Source organism: Actinophytocola sp. (genome assembly GCF_036555685.1).
Taxonomy (GTDB): Bacteria; Actinomycetota; Actinomycetes; order Mycobacteriales; family Pseudonocardiaceae; genus Actinophytocola.
In genome coordinates this window covers 1-17,830 of the sequence record NZ_DATBKY010000291.1, presented here as the reverse complement: position 1 = coordinate 17,830, position 17,830 = coordinate 1, and the positions used below count along the sequence as shown (strand labels likewise).

General features: G+C 70.5%; 17 protein-coding genes. 3 read left to right on the top strand and 14 right to left on the bottom strand.

What is annotated here, in order from left to right:
- Positions 1-13: 13 nt before the first annotated feature.
- Genes VH969_RS29480 through guaB form a run of 4 tightly spaced genes read right to left on the bottom strand, consistent with a single transcriptional unit; the run spans position 14 to position 6,468 of the window.
- Positions 14-1,723 (bottom strand): GMC family oxidoreductase N-terminal domain-containing protein, encoded by a 1,710-nt coding sequence (locus VH969_RS29480; RefSeq protein ID WP_331980163.1) that lies wholly within the window; start codon positions 1,721-1,723, stop codon positions 14-16.
- 33 nt (positions 1,724-1,756) lie between these two features.
- Positions 1,757-3,796, bottom strand: coding sequence for a GNAT family N-acetyltransferase (locus VH969_RS29475; RefSeq protein WP_331980161.1), 2,040 nt, complete (start codon positions 3,794-3,796; stop codon positions 1,757-1,759).
- Positions 3,793-4,926: a GuaB3 family IMP dehydrogenase-related protein gene (locus VH969_RS29470; protein WP_331980159.1), complete on the bottom strand. Its 1,134-nt coding sequence runs from the start codon at positions 4,924-4,926 to the stop codon at positions 3,793-3,795. The genes VH969_RS29475 and VH969_RS29470 overlap by 4 nt, the downstream gene beginning before the upstream one ends.
- 39 nt (positions 4,927-4,965) lie before the next feature.
- Positions 4,966-6,468, bottom strand: coding sequence for an IMP dehydrogenase (gene guaB, locus VH969_RS29465; RefSeq protein ID WP_331980157.1), 1,503 nt, complete (start codon positions 6,466-6,468; stop codon positions 4,966-4,968).
- A gap of 100 nt (positions 6,469-6,568) precedes the next feature.
- Between guaB and VH969_RS29460 the strand changes: the two genes are divergently transcribed.
- Positions 6,569-6,958 (top strand): DUF5319 domain-containing protein, encoded by a 390-nt coding sequence (locus VH969_RS29460; RefSeq protein WP_331980211.1) that lies wholly within the window; start codon positions 6,569-6,571, stop codon positions 6,956-6,958.
- A 49-nt stretch (positions 6,959-7,007) separates the two neighbouring features.
- Here VH969_RS29460 and VH969_RS29455 read toward each other — a convergent pair whose 3' ends face one another.
- From VH969_RS29455 to VH969_RS29430, 6 genes are all read right to left on the bottom strand, one after another.
- A complete protein-coding gene (locus VH969_RS29455) occupies positions 7,008-7,172 on the bottom strand; it encodes a hypothetical protein (protein WP_331980155.1) in 165 nt (54 codons plus the stop codon).
- 34 nt (positions 7,173-7,206) lie between these two features.
- Positions 7,207-8,184, bottom strand: a complete 978-nt coding sequence (locus tag VH969_RS29450) for a hypothetical protein (protein WP_331980153.1) — start codon at positions 8,182-8,184, stop codon at positions 7,207-7,209.
- Positions 8,185-8,757 (bottom strand): sigma-70 family RNA polymerase sigma factor, encoded by a 573-nt coding sequence (locus VH969_RS29445; protein WP_331980151.1) that lies wholly within the window; start codon positions 8,755-8,757, stop codon positions 8,185-8,187. It lies immediately after the preceding gene.
- 298 nt (positions 8,758-9,055) lie between these two features.
- Positions 9,056-9,652, bottom strand: a complete 597-nt coding sequence (locus VH969_RS29440; RefSeq protein WP_075129007.1) for a response regulator transcription factor — start codon at positions 9,650-9,652, stop codon at positions 9,056-9,058.
- Between the two features lie 121 nt (positions 9,653-9,773).
- Positions 9,774-10,598 (bottom strand): hypothetical protein, encoded by an 825-nt coding sequence (locus VH969_RS29435; RefSeq protein WP_331980146.1) that lies wholly within the window; start codon positions 10,596-10,598, stop codon positions 9,774-9,776.
- Complete coding sequence (locus tag VH969_RS29430) at positions 10,595-11,560, bottom strand: MerR family transcriptional regulator (RefSeq protein ID WP_331980144.1); 966 nt, start codon at positions 11,558-11,560, stop codon at positions 10,595-10,597. Before VH969_RS29430 ends, VH969_RS29435 begins: the two co-directional genes overlap by 4 nt.
- Positions 11,561-11,763: 203 nt before the next feature.
- Here VH969_RS29430 and VH969_RS29425 point away from each other — a divergent pair, with 203 nt between their 5' ends.
- Positions 11,764-12,063, top strand: a complete 300-nt coding sequence (locus VH969_RS29425) for a WhiB family transcriptional regulator (RefSeq protein WP_331980142.1) — start codon at positions 11,764-11,766, stop codon at positions 12,061-12,063.
- A 73-nt stretch (positions 12,064-12,136) separates the two neighbouring features.
- Here the strand turns inward: VH969_RS29425 and groL are convergent, their stop codons facing one another.
- The 4 genes from groL to VH969_RS29405 all read right to left on the bottom strand — a co-directional run bounded on the left by groL (position 12,137) and on the right by VH969_RS29405 (position 16,925).
- Entirely contained in the window at positions 12,137-13,777 is a 1,641-nt protein-coding gene (gene groL / locus VH969_RS29420) for a chaperonin GroEL (RefSeq protein ID WP_331980140.1), read from the bottom strand.
- A 76-nt stretch (positions 13,778-13,853) separates the two neighbouring features.
- Positions 13,854-14,147 carry a co-chaperone GroES gene (gene groES / locus VH969_RS29415; RefSeq protein WP_414638634.1) on the bottom strand — a complete coding sequence of 98 codons (294 nt, stop codon included), beginning with the start codon at positions 14,145-14,147 and terminating at the stop codon, positions 13,854-13,856.
- Between the two features lie 154 nt (positions 14,148-14,301).
- A complete protein-coding gene (locus VH969_RS29410) occupies positions 14,302-15,186 on the bottom strand; it encodes an aminoglycoside phosphotransferase family protein (protein ID WP_331980136.1) in 885 nt (294 codons plus the stop codon).
- Between the two features lie 41 nt (positions 15,187-15,227).
- Positions 15,228-16,925, bottom strand: coding sequence for a TIR domain-containing protein (locus VH969_RS29405; protein ID WP_331980134.1), 1,698 nt, complete (start codon positions 16,923-16,925; stop codon positions 15,228-15,230).
- A gap of 347 nt (positions 16,926-17,272) precedes the next feature.
- On the opposite strand from VH969_RS29405, the gene VH969_RS29400 reads away from it, so the two are divergent.
- A partial coding sequence (locus VH969_RS29400) for a helix-turn-helix domain-containing protein (protein WP_331980132.1) occupies positions 17,273-17,830 on the top strand: 558 nt, incomplete at its 3' end.

The window sequence follows — 17,830 nt, the reverse complement described above, 5'->3', positions numbered from 1 at the left end:
CACCCTGCCACGCCTACGGGGCGAAGCGCTCCGCGTTCTTGGTCGGGGTCGGCGACACGAACAGCGCCGCCGGGGCGTCCGCCGGGACCGTCGGGTTCGCGGGGGGCACCGGGGCCAGCCGCTCGTACGGCGCGTCCGGCGCCGGGCGCGGGTCCGGTTCGCCCTTGTTCGGCCAGAAGGAGAAGGCCCGCTCGGCCTGGGCGGTGATCGTCAGGGACGGGTTCACGCCCAGGTTCGCGGAGATGGCCGAGCCGTCCACAACGGACAGACCGGGGTAGCCGAACACCCGGTGGTAGGGATCGATGACGCCGGCGGAAGCCGACGTGCCGATCGGGCAGCCGCCGATGAAGTGCGCGGTCAGCGGGATGTTGAACACCTCGCCCCACGTCCCGCCCGCCATGCCGCCGATGTGCTTGGCCGCGAGCTGGTTCGCGTCGTAGCCGGCCTGGATGAACGTCGGGCTCGGCTCGCCGTGGCCCTGCCGCGAGGTGTACCGCCGCCGGCCGAACAGGCCGCGCTTCGTGTACGTCGTGATCGAGTTGTCCAGGCTCTGCATCACCAGCAGGATCACGGTCCGCTCGCTCCACCGGTGGACCTTCAGCAGCCGCCCCGACTGGACCGGGTGGCGCACCAGGAACCGCAGCGCCTGCAGCCACCGCGGCACCGACGACGCGCCGTCCGTGGAGATCGTCTGCAGCAGGCCCATCGCGTTCGAGCCGCGGCCGTAGCGCACCGGCTCGATGTGGGTGGTCTCGTCCGGGTGGATCGACGACGTGATCGCCACGCCACGGCTGAAGTCCCGCTCGGGGTCGACCGAGGTCCGTGCCGCGCCGATGATCGACTCCGAGTTCGTCCGGGTCAGCTCGCCCAGCCGCGGCGACAGGCCGGGCAGCACGCCCGCGTCGCGCATCGAGTGCAGCAGCCGCTGCGTCCCCCACGTCCCGGCGGCGAGGACGACCTGCCCCGCGGTGATCGTCGCCCGCACCCGGCGCCCGGTCCGCCGCAGGTCGACGAAGAAGCCGCCCGCCGAACGCGGCCGCACGGCGGTGACGGTCGTCAGCGGCAGCACCTTCGCCCCCGCCTGCTCGGCCAGGTACAGGTAGTTCTTGACCAGCGTGTTCTTCGCCCCGACGCGGCAACCGGTCATGCACGACCCGCACTCCGTGCAGCCGGTCCGCGCCGGCCCCGCGCCCCCGAAGTACGGGTCGGGCACCGTCTCGCCCGGCGTGCCGAAGAAGACGCCGACCGGCGTCGGGTGGTAGGTCTCCGGCACGCCCAGGTCCGCGGCGACCTTCTGCATCACCTCGTCCGACGGCGTGACCGTCGGGTTCGTGACCACGCCGAACATCTTCGACGCCTGGTCGTAGTGCGGCGCGAGCTCGGCCTCCCAGTCGGTGATGTGCGCCCACTGGCGGTCGGAGTAGAACGGCTTCAGCGGCCGGTACAGCGTGTTCGCGTACACCAGCGACCCGCCGCCGACCCCCGAGCCGGCGAGGATCATGACGTCTTTGAGGAGGTGGATGCGCTGGATGCCGAAGCAGCCGAGCGCGGGGGCCCACAGGTACTTGCGCAGGTTCCACGACGTCTTGGCGAACTCGTCGTCGGCGAACCGCCGCCCCGCCTCGACCACCGCGACGCGGTAGCCCTTCTCCGTGAGGCGCAGCGCCGCGACGCTCCCCCCGAACCCCGAGCCGACCACCACGACGTCGTAGTCCACATCCATGCGCGCGACGCTAGTTGACCGCGGCCCCGTTAGCTACCGGTCAGTACGAAGCCGGGCGTAGAAGACCAGGTCGCGCCGTTCCCCGCCCCGCAGCTGTGCGCCGCGGATCGTGCCGTCCTCGATGAAACCCGCCTTGACCAGGGCGCGCCGCTCGGCGATGTTGTCCACGTCGGTGCCCGCCTCGACGCGGTCCAGCTCAGTGGTCGCGAACAGGTGGTCGGCGAGCAGCCGCTGCGCGATCGTGCCGACGCCTCGGCCGCGCGCGGACGGCAGCACGACGATGCCGAGGTTCCAGGCCGAGCAGCCGAGGGTGGGGCCGTAGTCGACGGCGTGCCAGCTGGTGGCGCCGAGCAGCTCGCCGGAGCCCGCGTCGACGATCGCGGCGCGGTACACGATGGGCGCGGGTGCCTGCCGGGGCCTGCGGTCCTCGTCCACATCGAACTCGTCCTCGCCCACGGCCATGACCTGCTCGCGGTCGGCCGGCAGCAGGTCGGCGAGCGCCACGCCGCCGCGCTCGGCGAGCGTTCGCCGCGGCCCGGCCGGCGGTTCGAGATCACCCCGCAGGCGCCCGTAGATCACCATGTCGGTCCGCCGCCCGCCGCGCAGCTGCGCGCCGCGGATGACACCGTCCTGGCGGAAGCCGGCCTTCTCCAGGGCCCGGCGCTCGGCGAGGTTGTCGACGTCGGTGCCCGCCTCGACTCGGTCGAGGTCCGTGGTGGCGAACAGGTGCTCGGCGAGCAGCCGCTGCGCGATCGTGCCGATGCCCCGGCCGCGGACCTCCGGCAGCAGCGAGATGCCGAAGTTCCACGCCGCGCACGCACGGCTGTCGCCGTAGCCGACCACGTGCCAGTCCGTGGTGCCGAGCAGTCGCCCGGTCCCCGCCTCGAGGACCGACGCGCGGTGCACCTCCGGGGCGTTCCCGGCTCGGGGCCGCGGGTCGGGATCGGTGTCGAACGGGCCGCCGGCCGCGAAGACCTGCTGGCGTTCTTCGGCCCGTGACTCGGCGAGCACGACGCCCGCGCCCTCGGCGAACGTCTTCCGCGGGCCCTCGCCGGGGTCGAGATCCGACCGCAGGATGCCGTAGTGCACGAGGTTGTGCCGGATGCCGCCGCGCAGCTGGGTGCCACGCAGCACGCCCTCACGCCGGAAGCCGGCCTTCTCGAGCGCTCGCTGCTCGCCGACGTTCTCGACGTCCGTGCCCGCCTCGACCCGGTCCACCTCGGTCGTGGCGAACAGGTGCTCGACCAGCAACCGCTGCGCGAGCGTGCCCACCCCGCGCCCGCGCGCGGCCGGCACCAGCCCGATGCCGATGTTCCACGCCTGGCAGCCGAGCGTGCCGCCGTAGTCGACCGCGTGCCAGCTCACGCCGCCGAGCAGCTCGCCGGAGTCCGTGTCGAGGATGCTCAGCAGGAACGTGCGCACCGGCCCCGCGATGCTCGGCCGCTCGTCCCGGTCGACCTCGAAGTCGCCGCCCGCCTCGGTGAAGAACCGCTCGCGCTCACCCGGCACCGGCGCGGCGAGCCCCACGCCGTCGCGCTCGATGACGATGTCGCGCGGCCCGCCGGCCGGTGGCGCGTCGAGGTCCGTGCGCAGCATGCCGAACTGGATCATGTCCCGCCGCTGCCCGTCGCGCTGCTGCGCGCCACGCAGCTTGCCCTCCGCCTGGAACCCGGCCTTGGCGAGCGCCCACTGCGCCGGCGTGTTGTCCACGCCGGTCTGCGCCTCGATACGGTCGACCTCGGTGGTGGCGAACAAGAACTGGGCCAGCAGCCGCATCGCGCGCACGCCGGTGCCCTTGCCACGCGCGGCCGACACCAGCCCGATGCCCACGTTCCACGCCGTGTTGGGGAACGAGTGCCCGTACCCGGTGGCGTGCCAGCTCACCGTCCCGACCAGCTCGCCGTCGAGCACCACGCCCAGCCGGTGCACCCACGGCTCGTGCAGCGGCGGCCGCGGGTCCTCGTCGACGTCGAACGGGCCGGCCTTGTCCGCCGCGAGGTGCTCGAGATCGCCGTCGACCAGCTCGACCAGGGCCAGCCCGCCGGACTCGGCCACCACCTCGCGAACCGTCATGCGCGCACCGTCAGGCCGACCTTCTGGAACTCCTTCACGTCGGAGTAGCCCGTCTTCGCCATCGCCCGGCGCAGCGCCCCGAACAGGTTGATCAGGCCCTCGGCGTCCGAGGACGGGCCGAACAGCAGCGTGCGCAGGTCCACGACGTCCTCGTCGCCGGCGACCGGCGCGACCCGGCTGCGCGGCAGCGACGGGTGCGCGGCGGCGGCCGTCCAGTACAGCCCCTTGCCGGGCGCCTCGGCCGCCGCCGCGAGCGGCGCGCCGAGCATGACCGCGTCGGCACCGCACGCGATCGACTTCGCGAGGTCGCCGCTGCACTCGACACCGCCGTCGGCGATCACGTGGACGTAGCGGCCACCGGTCTCGTCGAGGTAGTCCCGCCGCGCGGCGGCCGCGTCGATGATCGCGGTGGCCATCGGCACGCCGATGCCCAGCACGCTGTCGGTCGTGGTCACCGGGCCGGAGCCGTAGCCGACGAGCACGCCTGCCGCGCCGGTGCGCATGAGGTGCATGGCGGTCCGGTAGTCGTGCACGCCGCCGGCGATGACCGGCACGTCGAGCTCGGCGATGAACGACTTGAGGTTGAGCGGCTCGCCGCCCTTCGCCACGTGCTCGGCGGACACGATCGTCCCCTGCACGACCAGGATCTCGACGCCGGCCGCGAGCAGGTCGGGCGTGAGCTCGGCGGCGCGCTGCGGGCTGACCCGCGCGGCGGCGGTGACCCCGGACGCGGTGACCTTCTTGATAGCCTCGGCGACCAGCTCCGGCCGGATCGGCGCGGCGTGCAGCTCCTGCAGGACGCGGGTGAGCGCGGTGAGGTCGGCGTCGTCAGCAGCCTGCTGGACCTTGGCGAGCGCCTCCTCGACGTTCGCGTGCCGGGCCCACAGGCCCTCCGCGTTGAGCACGCCGAGCCCACCGAGCCCGCCGATCGCGACGGCGGAGTCCGGCGAGACGACCGCGTCCGTCGGGTGCGTGATCAGTGGAATGTCGAAGCGGTAGGCGTCGATCTGCCACGCGGTGGACACGTCCTGGGACGAGCGGGTCCGGCGCGACGGCACGATCTGGATCTCGTCCAGCCCGTATCCGCGCCGGCCCGTCCGGCCCATGCCGATCTCGACAACATCCGGCACCGGGGTGGTCCTTCCTGAATGCGCCGCCTCAGCGCAGCGTCAACGGGTCGTGTAGTTGGGCGCCTCGACGGTCATCGTCACGTCGTGCGGGTGGCTCTCCTTGAGCCCGGCCGCGGTGATCCGGACGAGCTGGGCGTGCTGCAGCTCGGAGATCGCCCGCGAGCCCGTGTAGCCCATGCCCGACCGCAGGCCGCCGACCAGCTGGTGCACGACCTGCGAGAGCGGGCCGCGGAAGGGGATCCGCCCCTCCACGCCCTCGGGCACGAGCTTGTCCTCGCTCAGCACGTCGTCCTGGAAGTAGCGGTCCTTCGAGTACGACCTGGCCTCGCCGCGCGACTGCATGGCCGCGAGCGAGCCCATGCCGCGGTAGGTCTTGAACTGCTTGCCGTTGACCAGGATCACGTCACCCGGCGCCTCGGCCGTACCGGCGAGCAGGCTGCCGAGCATGACCGCGGACGCGCCGGCCGCGATGGCCTTGGCGATGTCGCCGGAGTACTGGATGCCGCCGTCGCCGATCACCGGCACGCCGGCCGGGCGGCACGCGAGGTCGGCCTGGTAGATCGCGGTGATCTGCGGGACCCCGACGCCGGCCACGACGCGCGTCGTGCAGATCGAGCCGGGCCCGACGCCGACCTTCACGCCGTCCGCGCCCGCGTCGACCAGCGCCTGCGCGCCCTCCCGGGTGGCGACGTTGCCGCCGACGACGTCCACGGCGTCGCCCAGCTCGGTCTTGAGCTTGGCGACCATGTCGATCACGCCGCGGGAGTGGCCGTGGGCGGTGTCGACCATGAGCACGTCCACGCCGGCGTCGACCAGCGTCATCGCGCGCTTGTACCCGTCGTCGCCGACGCCGACCGCCGCGCCGCAGAGCAGGCGGCCGTCGATGTCCTTGGTGGCGAACGGGTACTGCTCGGTCTTGACGAAGTCCTTGACGGTAATCAGCCCGCGCAGCTTGCCGGCGTTGTCGATGATCGGGAGCTTCTCGACCTTGTGCCGGCGCAGCAGCCCGAGCGCCGCGTCCGCGCTGACGCCGACCTGGGCGGTCACCAGCGGGCCCTTGGTCATGACCTCGCTGACCTGCTTGGTGTGGTCGACCTCGAAGCGCATGTCGCGGTTGGTGATGATGCCGACGAGCGTGCCCTCGGCGTCGGTGACGGGGACGCCGGAGATGCGGTAGCGGGCGCAGAGCGCGTCGACCTCGGCGAGCGTGTCGGTGGGCAGGCACGTGATCGGGTCGGTGACCATGCCGGCCTCGGAGCGCTTGACGGTCTCCGCCTGGCGCGCGTGCTCCTCGATCGAGAGGTTGCGCTGGAGGATCCCGATGCCGCCCTGGCGCGCCATGGCGATCGCCATGCGGGCCTCGGTGACGGTGTCCATGGCGGCGCTGACCAGGGGGATCCGCAGCGAGACGTTGCGGGTCAGCCGGGTGCTGGTGTCCACCTCGCCGGGCACCACGTCGGACTCGGACGGCTGGAGCAGCACGTCGTCGAAGGTCAGGCCGAGCATGGCGAACTTGGCCGGGACGCCGTCAGGGGTGGACATGTGTGCCTTCCGTTTGTGCAGGTTGGACACCGATATCCAATGGTATCTGGACTGGTTGCGGGGTCGGCCCGGTACCGTGCGGGGCGTGAGGGAAGACGCGATGCCGCTGGACCCGTTCGCGGGCGATCCGAACGACCCGGCGCGGGCCCTGGACAGCCCCGACGAACACGGCGAGGAGCCGGTCACCGCGCAGGAACGCGCCGAGTTGCTCGCCGATCTACGGGACCTCGGCGTCTACCAGGCGCTGCTGGAACAACGCGCGGTACGCGGCGTGGTGGTCGACTGCGCCGAGTGCCAGGAGCCCCACTACCACGATTGGGCGCTGCTGCGCGCCTCGCTGGAACAGCTGCTCAACGACGGCCGCATGCGCCCCCACGAGCCGGCCTTCGACCCGAACCCGTCGGCATACGTGTCGTGGGAGTACTGCCGCGGGTTCATCGACGGCGTAACCGCGACGGCCAAGAGCGCCCCGATCCCACAGAAGAACTGACGCACCGCGGCCGGCCGGACCGGTCTGGTTCGGCCGCGCCGACCGGCGGCTAGCGGGACTCGTTGGCCGGGTCGTGGATGTGCCAGCCGTCCTCCTGCGGGCACCTGCGTGCCACCAGCCGGCCGAGGGACTCCCTCACCAGGGCCCGTACGGCCTCCTCAACGAGCAGCGCACGGCCGCCGCATTCCGCGCAGCGCGGTGCCTGGCTGTACACGTGACCTGCGAGCATGGCGTTCGTCGGGCCGGGCTCAGCCGGTCGGCTCGCTGACCGTGCCGCTGCCGGTCTCGTCGCCACTGCCACTGGTGCTGCTGTCGCTCACGCCCGGTGCGGACTCGGCACCGAGGGGCGCGCCCTCGCCCACCGGGTCACCGTTCGGCGGCTCCTCACTGCGGCTCTCGGTCGAGGACGGCGGCGGCGTGGTCGTTTCCGGCGGCGTCGTGTCCGGCGGCGTGCTCTGGCTGGTGTCCGGGCTGGTCGGCTCCTGTGGGTCGGTGCCCGGGTCCGTGCCGGTCCCGCTGCCGGTACCCGGGTCGGGCGCGGTGGTCGGGTTGGGCAGCGGCGGCTGCGGCGCCTCGCCGGACGTGCTGCCGGGGAGCTGGGCCAGCAGCTGCGCGTGCTGCTTCTCGAGCGCCTTCTGGCCGTCCTCGGTCAGGACGACCGGGAGCTGCGCGTGCGCGGCCTCGAGCTTGGACTTCGCCTCGTCCACGTTGCCGTCGGTCAGCGCGGCCTGCGCCTCCCGCAGGTCGGCCTTGACCGCCTCGGCTGCCTCCACGGAACGCGCGTGGTCGGAGTAGAGCACCTTGGTGAGCGCCCATAACGTGTCGCCCGGCTGGGCGTCGCGTGCGGCGAGCCCGACACCGGCGAAGGCGATCGCGAGGACGGCGGCCGCGGCGGCGACGGGAACGAGCAGGCGCGGGCGCCGCTTGCGGCGCAGCCGGGCCGCCTGCACGGTGACTGTGGCGAGCTGCTCGTCGACGAGGTCGCCGATGGGCTCGGTCTCGACGTCGCGGCGCCACGACATGAGCAGCCGGCTCAGCTCGTCGTCGGGCACGCCGTCCGGGTCGTCGAGGCTGGCGGCACCCAGCATGTCCAGGTACTCGTCGTCGGCATGTACGAGCGACAGGTCGAACTCGGCTGTGTTGCCATCGGAAGGGTCGGCCTCGGTAGGCCGGTCGTCCTGTGGCAGGCCGATACCCGGCTCGCCGTGACTTCTCCGATCACCCATTCAGACCACCTCCTCCGCGGACAACGTCTTTCGTAACCGGGCCAACGCTCGATGTTGCGCCACCCGGACCGCTCCCGGTGTCGAGCCCACCGCCTCCGCGGTCTCCTCGGCCGAGAGTCCTACCACGACTCGTAGCAGCACGATGTCCCGCTGCTTGTCCGGTAAGACCTCCAGCAGGTCGTTCATCCGACGGCTGAGGTCTGCCTGCATGGCACGTTGCTCCGGACCGGCAGCGGTCTCCGGTTCATCAGGAACGTCGGCGACCGGCTCGGATCGGTTACGGCCTGCCGCCCGATGTGCATCGGCGACCTTGTGCGCGGCAATGCCATACACGAACGCCAGGAATGGTCGCCCCTGGTCGCGGTAGCTGGGCAATGCCGTGAGCACCGCGAGACACACCTCCTGTGCTACGTCGTCTGCCGAAGCGAACGAACGCTCCTGCCTGCCTACTCGCGCGCGGCAGTACCGCACGACTAAGGGCCGGATGGACGCGAGCACCCGGTCAATGGCGCGTGGATCGCCCTCGACGGCAGCACCTACTGATGCGTCCAGTCCGTCCCCCAATGTGGTCATCGCAGCGAGCAGCCTCAGTGTTACGTGCAGGTACGGTCAGCCCGGCGTCACAGCTCGTAGTGGCTTGTGCCGCCACTCATCCGGGCGTCACCCACCGTACCGTGGGACACAATGGTGCTCCTTAGGCGCTGGTGAGCGACACGGCGTCGTGTCTCTCCGTGACCGAACCTCTACATGACGTCCTACCGGTCACGCGAGAAAAAGTCCAGAAACGCGCTGAACGACGCCTCCCACACGGCCTGCGGGTGGCGTCGTCCGGAACGCTCGTTCGTCGTACGTCAGTTCGTCGGCCGGTCCGTCAGGAGACGAGGCCACGCCGGAAGCCGTGCGCGACAGCCTGGGCGCGGTCACGAACGCCGAGCTTGCGGAACAGCCGGCGCGCGTGGGTCTTCACGGTGTCCTCGGACAGGTACAGCTCACGCCCGATCTGCCCGTTGCTCTTGCCCATGGCCATGCCGCGGAGCACCTGGAGCTCGCGGTCGGTGAGCTGGACGCCCGGGTCGGACGGCTGGCGCGGCGCGGGCACCGAGGTGCTCGCAAGCGTGTGGGCGAGGGCGGCCACCAGCTCGGGACGCGAGGCGTCCCAGCGGAGGTACCCACGGGCACCGCCGGCGATCGCCGCCGCGATGCTGCTGGCGTCGTCCGGGGCGCCGAAGACGATCACGTTGGCCTGCGGGTTGGCCGACACCAGCCGGCGGGTCGCCTCGACCCCGGTCGGTACGGCACGTTGTGTGCCCACCAGTACGACATCGACCGGAGCCCGGGAGAATCTGGCGAGCAGCTCGTCACCGTGCGCTACGCAGTCGATGCGACTAACCCCTGGAACCGCGGACATGACACGGGTCAAGCCTTCCCGCACACCGCGGCGGTCGTCGCAAATCAAGACCGTCGTCACGGGGACTCCTTCCTGCAGCCGAGTGACGTACTCCTCCCTATCGGACGCTTCGGGGCGAACCTTGACACGATCTGGTGGTAATTCTTCCGACCAGTTCGCCCAGATGTCCGTACCCGCCCCGTCACCCGGTTGGGCCAGCGAGCCGAGGCACCCACGCGGACTCCTCGGCGAGCCGGCGACCGACCGGATCCGCCCGGCGCAACACGCTCCGTAAAGCTATCGCCGCCCACTGACAATTCGTGTCCGCGCGATCGGGAGCCAGCTCGGCCATGATCAACGCGCCGGGCCAGACCAGCGACAACAGCTCGAGATCGCGCGCGTCGTCGAGTGCGGGGCCCACGATCTTCCTGGCGGCGGCATGGTCTCCGCGCGCCGCGAGTGCGGCGCCGAGAACCAGCCCGGACTTGATCCGGTGCCGCACCGAGCCCGACTCCGCGGCGCGGGCGGCGGCCGGCTCGGCGTGCGCGACCGCTTCCGCCGGCCGGCCCGCGGACAGCTCGATCTCGGCGTTCACCCACCCACCCCGGACGGCGGCCCGCCAGCCGGCCGCCGGCGCCCGCGCGGCGAGCCGGCGCGCCTCGCCGAGCCGCCCGGCGCCGACGGCGTCGGCGGCGAGCCCGAGCAGGACGTCCGACCGGGCCTCGACGGCGTCCGGGCGGCCGGACAGCCGGGCATGCCCGGCCGCGTCGAGCACGCGGGCCGCGGCGTGCCCACCGAGCTGGCGTCGGTGCGAGGCGAGCGTCGCGCACGCGAGCGCGGCCAGCTCCGGGTCCGGGTGGGTGAGCAGGTCGCCGAGCAGCGTCGCGGCGCGTGCGTACCGGCCCTGGCCGCCGAGGACGACCGCCGCGAGCCACCGGTCCCGCGGCCGCGCGGGCGTGCCGTATATAGATAGGTCCGGCCGGTCCCCGAACGCCGCCCGCTCGAGCTCGTGATCAGTTCCGCTCACGTGCCGACCAGCGCCTCGATCCGGCGCACCGCGTCCGCGATGTCCGCCAGCCGGCCCACCCGGCTCGGCAGCTCCGTCCACCCCGGCCCGCACGCGAACAGCCGCACCCGCTGCCGCGTGCGCGGCACCCGCTCGAACACGTCCGGGCCGAGATAGCGCGGCAGCTGCGCCCAGACGACGACCGCGGCCGGCCCGCTCCGGCGCACCGCCCCGGCGAGCCCCTCGACCGGCAGGGCCGGGCCGAGCATCTGCGTGCCGATGCCGGCCCGGGCGAGCGCGGCGCGCAGCACGTAGAGCGGTAGCCCGTGCCGTTCCCCGGGCGCGCCGCACAGCAGCACCGGACGGGGGTTGCGCGGCGTGGCGACCACGGGCGTCGCGCCGATCATGGCCGACAGCGTGCACTCGTTGACCAGGTGCTCGACCTCGACGCACTCGCCGGACTGCGCCCAGCGGCTCGCGAGCGCGGAGAGCACCGGCCGCAGCACCTCGTGCCAGACGGCCACGACCCCCAGGCGGGCGATGCAGTCCGCGATCAGTTGCTCGGTCGCGACGGTGTCCATGGCCATCGCCGCCCGGCTCAGCCTCTGCACCTGCGACGATCGCGACACGACCTCGCGCAGCAGCGGCTCGCGGGGCGCGACGATGTCGACGTCGTAGGCCGGCGCAGCCGTGCGGAGGGCGTAGTTCGCGGCCTCCGCCGGGGACGCGCCACGCAACAGCGCCTGCTGCATGACCTCGAGCCGGGCGACGTCCTCCGGTGCGTAGCGGCGGTGCCGTCCGGTGGTGTGCTCGCGCGGCCCGATGCCGTAGCGCCGGTCCCAGGTGCGAAGCGTGGCGGGTGCGACGCCGAGCCGCCGCGCCACGGCAGCGACCGGGAGGGCCAACTCCCCTTCTGACGGCAGCGGCGGCACCTCGCGCACCAGCGGAGCTTGATCGCCCACAGCCGCCTGCTTCGTCGCCACGCTCCCCATCGTCGAGTGATCAGCGGTGTCCGGCAACTGGATCGACGAATACGCAGCGTCTACGTGTCGTCCCGATCGGCTGAACTGGGCAATCAATGAGTCGATCACCCTTGAACAAGTATTGGCGCGGTTCTAGCGTTGATTCCGCTGTGCCGAATGGAGTAGCCGGTTAGTGCAAATTTCCGGCAAGGGAGGCGGACAACATGGCGGACACTCGCAGGCTCCCCGGTCCGAACGCAGATGTGTGGGACTGGCAGCTCGAGGGTTCCTGCCGCGGCATGGACAGCGCGTTCTTCTTCCACCCCGACGGCGAGCGCGGCCCGGCACGGGCGCGGCGCGAAGCCAGGGCGAAGGCGATCTGTCAGGCATGTCCGGTCCTGGAACTGTGCCGTCGACACGCCTTGGCGGTCCACGAGCCGTACGGCATCTGGGGCGGCCTCTCGGAAGGAGAGCGTGAGGCGATCATCAAAGTCGAGAAGCGAACTCTGGCAGTGGCAACCTGACGCCACATTTGTGACGTCCTGACAACAAGAACGCCGCGCCCGGCATGCCGGGCGCGGCGTTTCTCCTGAGAAATCAGAATCCGGGGCCGTGCCCGTGACCATGGCCGTGACCATGGCCGGCGGCAGCCTCCGGCTCCTCCTCCTTCTTCTCCACGACCGAGGCCTCGGTGGTGAGCACCATCCGCGCGATGGACGCCGCGTTGGTGACCGCCGAACGCGTGACCTTCACCGGGTCGACGACACCGTCGGCGGCGAGGTCGCCGTAGGTCAGCGTCGCGGCGTTGAAGCCGTGGCCCCAGCTCATGTCGCGCACCTTGGAGACGATGACCACGCCTTCCTCACCGGCATTGGCCGCGATCCACTGCAGCGGAGCGGCCAGCGCGGCCTGCACGATCCGCACGCCGGTCGCCTGGTCGCCGGAGAGCGAGTCCCGCAGCTTGTCGAGTTCCTTGCCGACGTGCAAGAGCGACGAGCCGCCGCCCGGGACGACGCCCTCCTCGACCGCGGCCTTGGTCGCGGCGACCGCGTCCTCGATGCGGTGCTTGCGCTCGGCCAGCTCGGTCTCGGTGGCCGCGCCGACCCGGATCACGGCGATGCCGCCGGACAGCTTCGCGAGCCGTTCCTGCAGCTTCTCGCGGTCCCAGTCGGAGTCGGTCGCCTCGATCTCCTTGCGGATCTGCTCGGCGCGCGCGTCGACGTCGGCCTTGGCGCCGGCGCCGTCGACGATCGTCGTGTCGTCCTTGGTGACCACGATGCGGCGGGCGTTGCCCAGCACGTCCAGGTCGACCTCGGAGAGCTTGATGCCCACGTCGGAGGACACGACTGTCGCGCCGGTGACCACACCCAGGTCGTCGAGGAACGCCTTGCGCCGGTCGCCGAAGTACGGCGCCTTCACCGCGACCGCGCGGATTGTCTTGCGCAACGAGTTGACGACCAGGGTCGACAGCGCCTCGCCGTCGACGTCCTCGGCGACGATCAGCACCGCCTTGCCGGCCTGGGCGATCTTCTCGAGGATCGGCAGCAGGTCGTTGAGCGACGAGATCTTCTCGCGGTGCAGCAGCACGTAGGCGTTCTCCAGCACCGCCTCCTGCGCCTCCGGGTCGGTGGCGAAGTAGGCGGAGAGGTAGCCCTTGTCGAACTGCACGCCTTCGGTGATGACGAGCTCGGTGGCCATCGTGGAGGACTCCTCCACGGTGATCACACCGTCGTTGCCGACCTTCTCGATGGCCTCGCCGAGCAGCGCGCCGATCGACGCGTCGCGCGAGGCGACCGTGCCGACCTGGGCGACGTTGTCCCGGCCCTTGACCGGGGTGGCCTTGCTCTTCAGCGCGTCGACCACGGCGTCCGCGGCGAGCTGGATACCTTGGCCCAGCCCGGCCGGGTTGGCGCCGGCGGCCACGTTGCGCATGCCGATGCGGACCATGGCCTGCGCGAGCACGGTGGCCGTGGTGGTGCCGTCACCGGCGACGTCGTTGGTCTTGGTCGCCACGTTCTTGGCGAACTGAGCGCCGAGGTTCTCGAACGCGTCCTCGAGCTCGATCTCCCGCGCGATGGTGACGCCGTCGTTCGTGACGGTGGGGCCACCGAACTTCTTGGCCAGCACGACGTGCCGACCGCGCGGGCCGAGCGACACGCGGACCGCGTCGGCAAGCTTGTTCACCCCGCGCTCGAGCGCCCGACGAGCGTCCTCGTCGAAGCTGATCTCCTTGGGCATGTCCTACCTTTCTGAACTCGGGCGCCCCGGCAGCCCCACTGGGCCACCGGGGCGTCGAGTCGGACTCCGCAGGTCGTCAGTTGATGACGGCCAGCACGTCGCGGGCGGAGAGGATCAGGTAGTCCTCGCCGTTGTACTTGACCTCGGTGCCGCCGTACTTGGAGTAGATGACGACGTCGCCGACGTTCACGTCCAGAGGAACGCGGTTGCCGTTGTCGTCGATGCGGCCCGGGCCCACCGCCAGGACCTTGCCCTCCTGGGGCTTCTCCTTGGCAGTGTCCGGAATGACCAGGCCCGACGCCGTCGTGGCCTCGGCCTCACTCGCCTGGACAACGATCTTGTCCTCGAGCGGCTTGATGTTCACGCTCACCGCGGTGACCTCCACGGGTCTGTTCGAAAGCGTTGGCAGTTACCTGTCTTGCTTGCGGCTCCTGCCACCCCGCCGTCGCGGGTGCCGGGGCGGTGTCGGCGCCGTACGGTTGGCACTCTACCCACGCGACTGCTAACGGTGCAACGAGGGTGTGCTATGCCTCCGCGAGGACCGCGTCGATGATGCGGTGGTTGACCGCGGCCAGCTCCGGACCAGGGTTCCCGGCCAGCGTAAGCAGCGACTTCCACAGCGCCCAGCCCCGGGCCCGCGCCCATGTCCCGTCGTCCTGGCCGACCGCGTCCCGGAACGCCGCGCGGCTCGCGCCGTCGAACATCGTCCAGGCGATCACCAGGTCGCACGCGGGGTCCCCGACCCCGGACGTCCCGAAGTCGATGACCGCGGCGAGCCGCCCGCCCTCGACGAGGAGGTTCCCGGCCGCGACGTCACCGTGGAACCAGACCGGCTCGCCGCGCCACTCGGCTTGGAGTGCCGCGTCCCATGCCCTGCCGGCGGCCTTTGTGTCGACCCGCCCGTCGACCTGGTTGAGGCAGCGCCGAGTCTCGTGGTCGTAGAAGGCCGGCGAGGCCCCGCGGTACCAACTGTGCCGCCCGGCGGCGGGTCCCCCGTCCGCGTCGCAGCGCTGCAGCGCCCTGATGAACGCAGCCAGCTCCCGGGCGAACCGCACCATGTCCGCTATCGGCGCCCGGTCCGCCGCCTCCCCCGGCAACCACCCCCGCACCGACCACGGGTAGGGATACCCCTCCCCAGGAACCCCCGCCCCGAGGACCGTCGGCACGGGCAGCGGCAGTTGCGGCGCCAGCCGGGGCAGCCACGCGTTCTCCTTGGCCACCGCCGGCACGTAGCCCTCCGCCGTAGGCAGCCGCACACTCATGTCGTCCCCGAGCCGATACGTCCGGTTGTCCCACCCGTCAACCTTCACCGGCGTCACCGGGAGCCCAGCCCACTGCGGAAACTGCGCGCCGATGAGCCGCTCGACCAGCGCGGCATCGATCCCGGCCCGCCCGTCCGCGGAAGTCATGGCCCGATCATGGCCGCGACCAGACGTCGCCGACCAGCGATTTAGTCCACCCAGATCGGCCGCCCGGACACGTTCACCGCCCGTGCGGCGAGAACCGCCGCGGCCGTCTCGTCGAGCAGGCCGGTTGAAAGCGCATGCCGATCCCGGAGCGGTTCGACCACTTCGTCGAACTGTCGGGGCAGTACCCGTGGCGCGATGAACTCAGTGAACACCGGCCGCAACCGCGAGCGGGCGTGCTGGCGCACGAAGCGCACCTGCGGCGTGCAGCTGAGCCCAAGGGCCGCGAGCGCAGCAGCCTGAACAAGCTTGAACTCGACGAGAGTGTGGGGGCTGTACATCGGAGCGGGTATCGGCGCCTCCTCTTCGAAGTCGAACGGTACGAGCTCCCGGAGACACCGTTCCGGGCGTGCCTCCAGCAGGTGCCACCAGCCTTGTGTGATCGCAAGTGACACCGAAAGGTCCGCATTGGTCCTATATCCGACGATGGACCGGAACTCCCGGTCCATCGATACGATGTTCGTGCCGCCGAGCAACCACCCTGTGGCCCGTCGGCGGAGTACGTCAGCTCGTATAGCGTCCGCTGTCCTCAATGCGAGCACCCGTTCGTAGAGTTGCTCGGCCTTATCCCAGTTTCCGCCGTCCTGGTAAAGGTTCGCGATCGCGAGCAACAATGCCGCGAGCGCACCGTTCGGGCAGCGATCCGTCGCCGCCAGCCGGTGGCGAACTCGACACAGCGTCGCCGTCAGCAAGGCTGGATGCATTCGGTACGGTAGGTAGAACAGACTCTGCGCGAGAAAGGTCCAGTCGTCGCCGTCGTGCGCCTCGAAGTAGTTGGGATAGTTCACCGCCAGGGCGTCGCCTAGCCGCACACACCCGAAGGCGAGTGACGGCACATCGGCATGGAAATGCCGGCGCGCACTGTGGAACACGTTTCCTGCGATGAGATCTATGCCGAACCGAAACGCGGTCATCCGCAGGGCCTCACCGCCGAAACGCGAGGTTCGGTCCCGGTATCGCGTACTGATGGGAACGAGATTATCGAACCGCATGTTTGAGAAGTCATCATCAAGAGGAATCCACTCGATATTTCGATCCTCGGCGACCGGCCCGTCGATTACACAATTGCTGGCTCCGTAGTACGAGTTGAGCTGACGCCCCAGATGCGTCTTGTCCGACTCGTACTCCGAGCCCGACCGCTGAGCCGGAACGACAGCGCGGGAACGACAGATCTCCTCGGCCAGTTCCCGAACGCCAAGCGCGACCTCGAGCCAGCCGGCGTCCGGGTCGTCCCAACTGCTGATCGGCCGCAGGTCACGAGGTAGCGCCTGGAAACGACCGAACGACAGGTGCGCGAAGTCCACCGGCTTGACCAGCACCGGCACGATCCGCACTCCACCGCGCTGTTGGCGTCGCAGCGCCGCCGCCAACTCCTTCTCGAAGCAGAAGACGGAAGCGACAAAATCCGCGGTCACGAGGAGGATGACGATGTCCGCGTTTTCCAGTTCCTTCACGATGTCCCGCTGCCAGTCCGAGCCTGGCGCGATCGAGCGACTGGACCACAGCCGAATGAGCCCTTCTCGCACCAGCGGCGCCAAGTGCATGTCGAGCCTTACTCGTTCAGCCTCGTCCACATGTGAGTAGGAGACGAAAACCTGACAAAGGTCATCACGTTTCTCGCCCGCGACGACTTCGTTGGCGTCTTGTTTTCCACAGCCGCGACCGCTAGCACTCGACATCATGTCCCAGCCCTCCAGATGCGAAGTAGTGCGGCTGGCCGGACATCATGTCCAAGATTTGTCCATTCGATCTACGAAGTCCACTCCAGCCGGTGTCGGCGCACCCCTCGACAGCGCTACTCGGAACCCCATATCCGGTCGCCATACGCACACCACCTTGCTCTCCGCAGAATCCTCGCCTCTCCCAGATCGTCGATCCCGACGCGATGTTCCCCTTGCGCCAAGTGTCAGGTGCCGTAACGTCAATGTCCAGAGGGGGCACGAAGCGTGACTACGGATCCGTAAAGCGCCACTTTGTCACGAAGTGATGAAGGGTCTGAGTTGAGCGGTAACCCGCCAGGGAGAGTAAAGTGTCCCGACGAGAGGTAAAGCTGGAGGAAATGCTCGCCGACTTGATCGACAGTCGCGGATACAGTCGAAATCGTCGAGCAATTTTGGAATCAGTCGGCATCACCGCTGCAGCGTTGTCCCAGTACACCCGAGGGCAGACGAGGCCGAGCTTCAACAAGCTGCTTGCCTTAGCCGATTTCTTCAACGTCAGCCTCGACTACCTGGTGTTCGGCGAACCTGCGCGCGCTCCGGTCGATCACCAGGGCACGCTCATCCGGCAGGTCGAACGTTCGTGGGCAGACGAGCGGTCACGCGCCGCACGGCACCTGGATCTAGTTACGCGCGTCGGCCGGGTGATCGCGGATCGCGTTGACGAGGTTGCACGGGAGCTAGCCGAATCTCCGACCGCCGGGAGGGAGGGGCTGATCGAGCAGGATGAGGTTCTCCGCATCGAGCGGTACTGTCTTCAGGCCGACATCGTCGCCACCGATCTCGGGTCCAACGTCATCCAGTTGGCCGAAGGCACGGCGGAGGAGGGCCAGTTCTTCGAGGTGGTTGCGGAGAACCTTGCGAAGGGC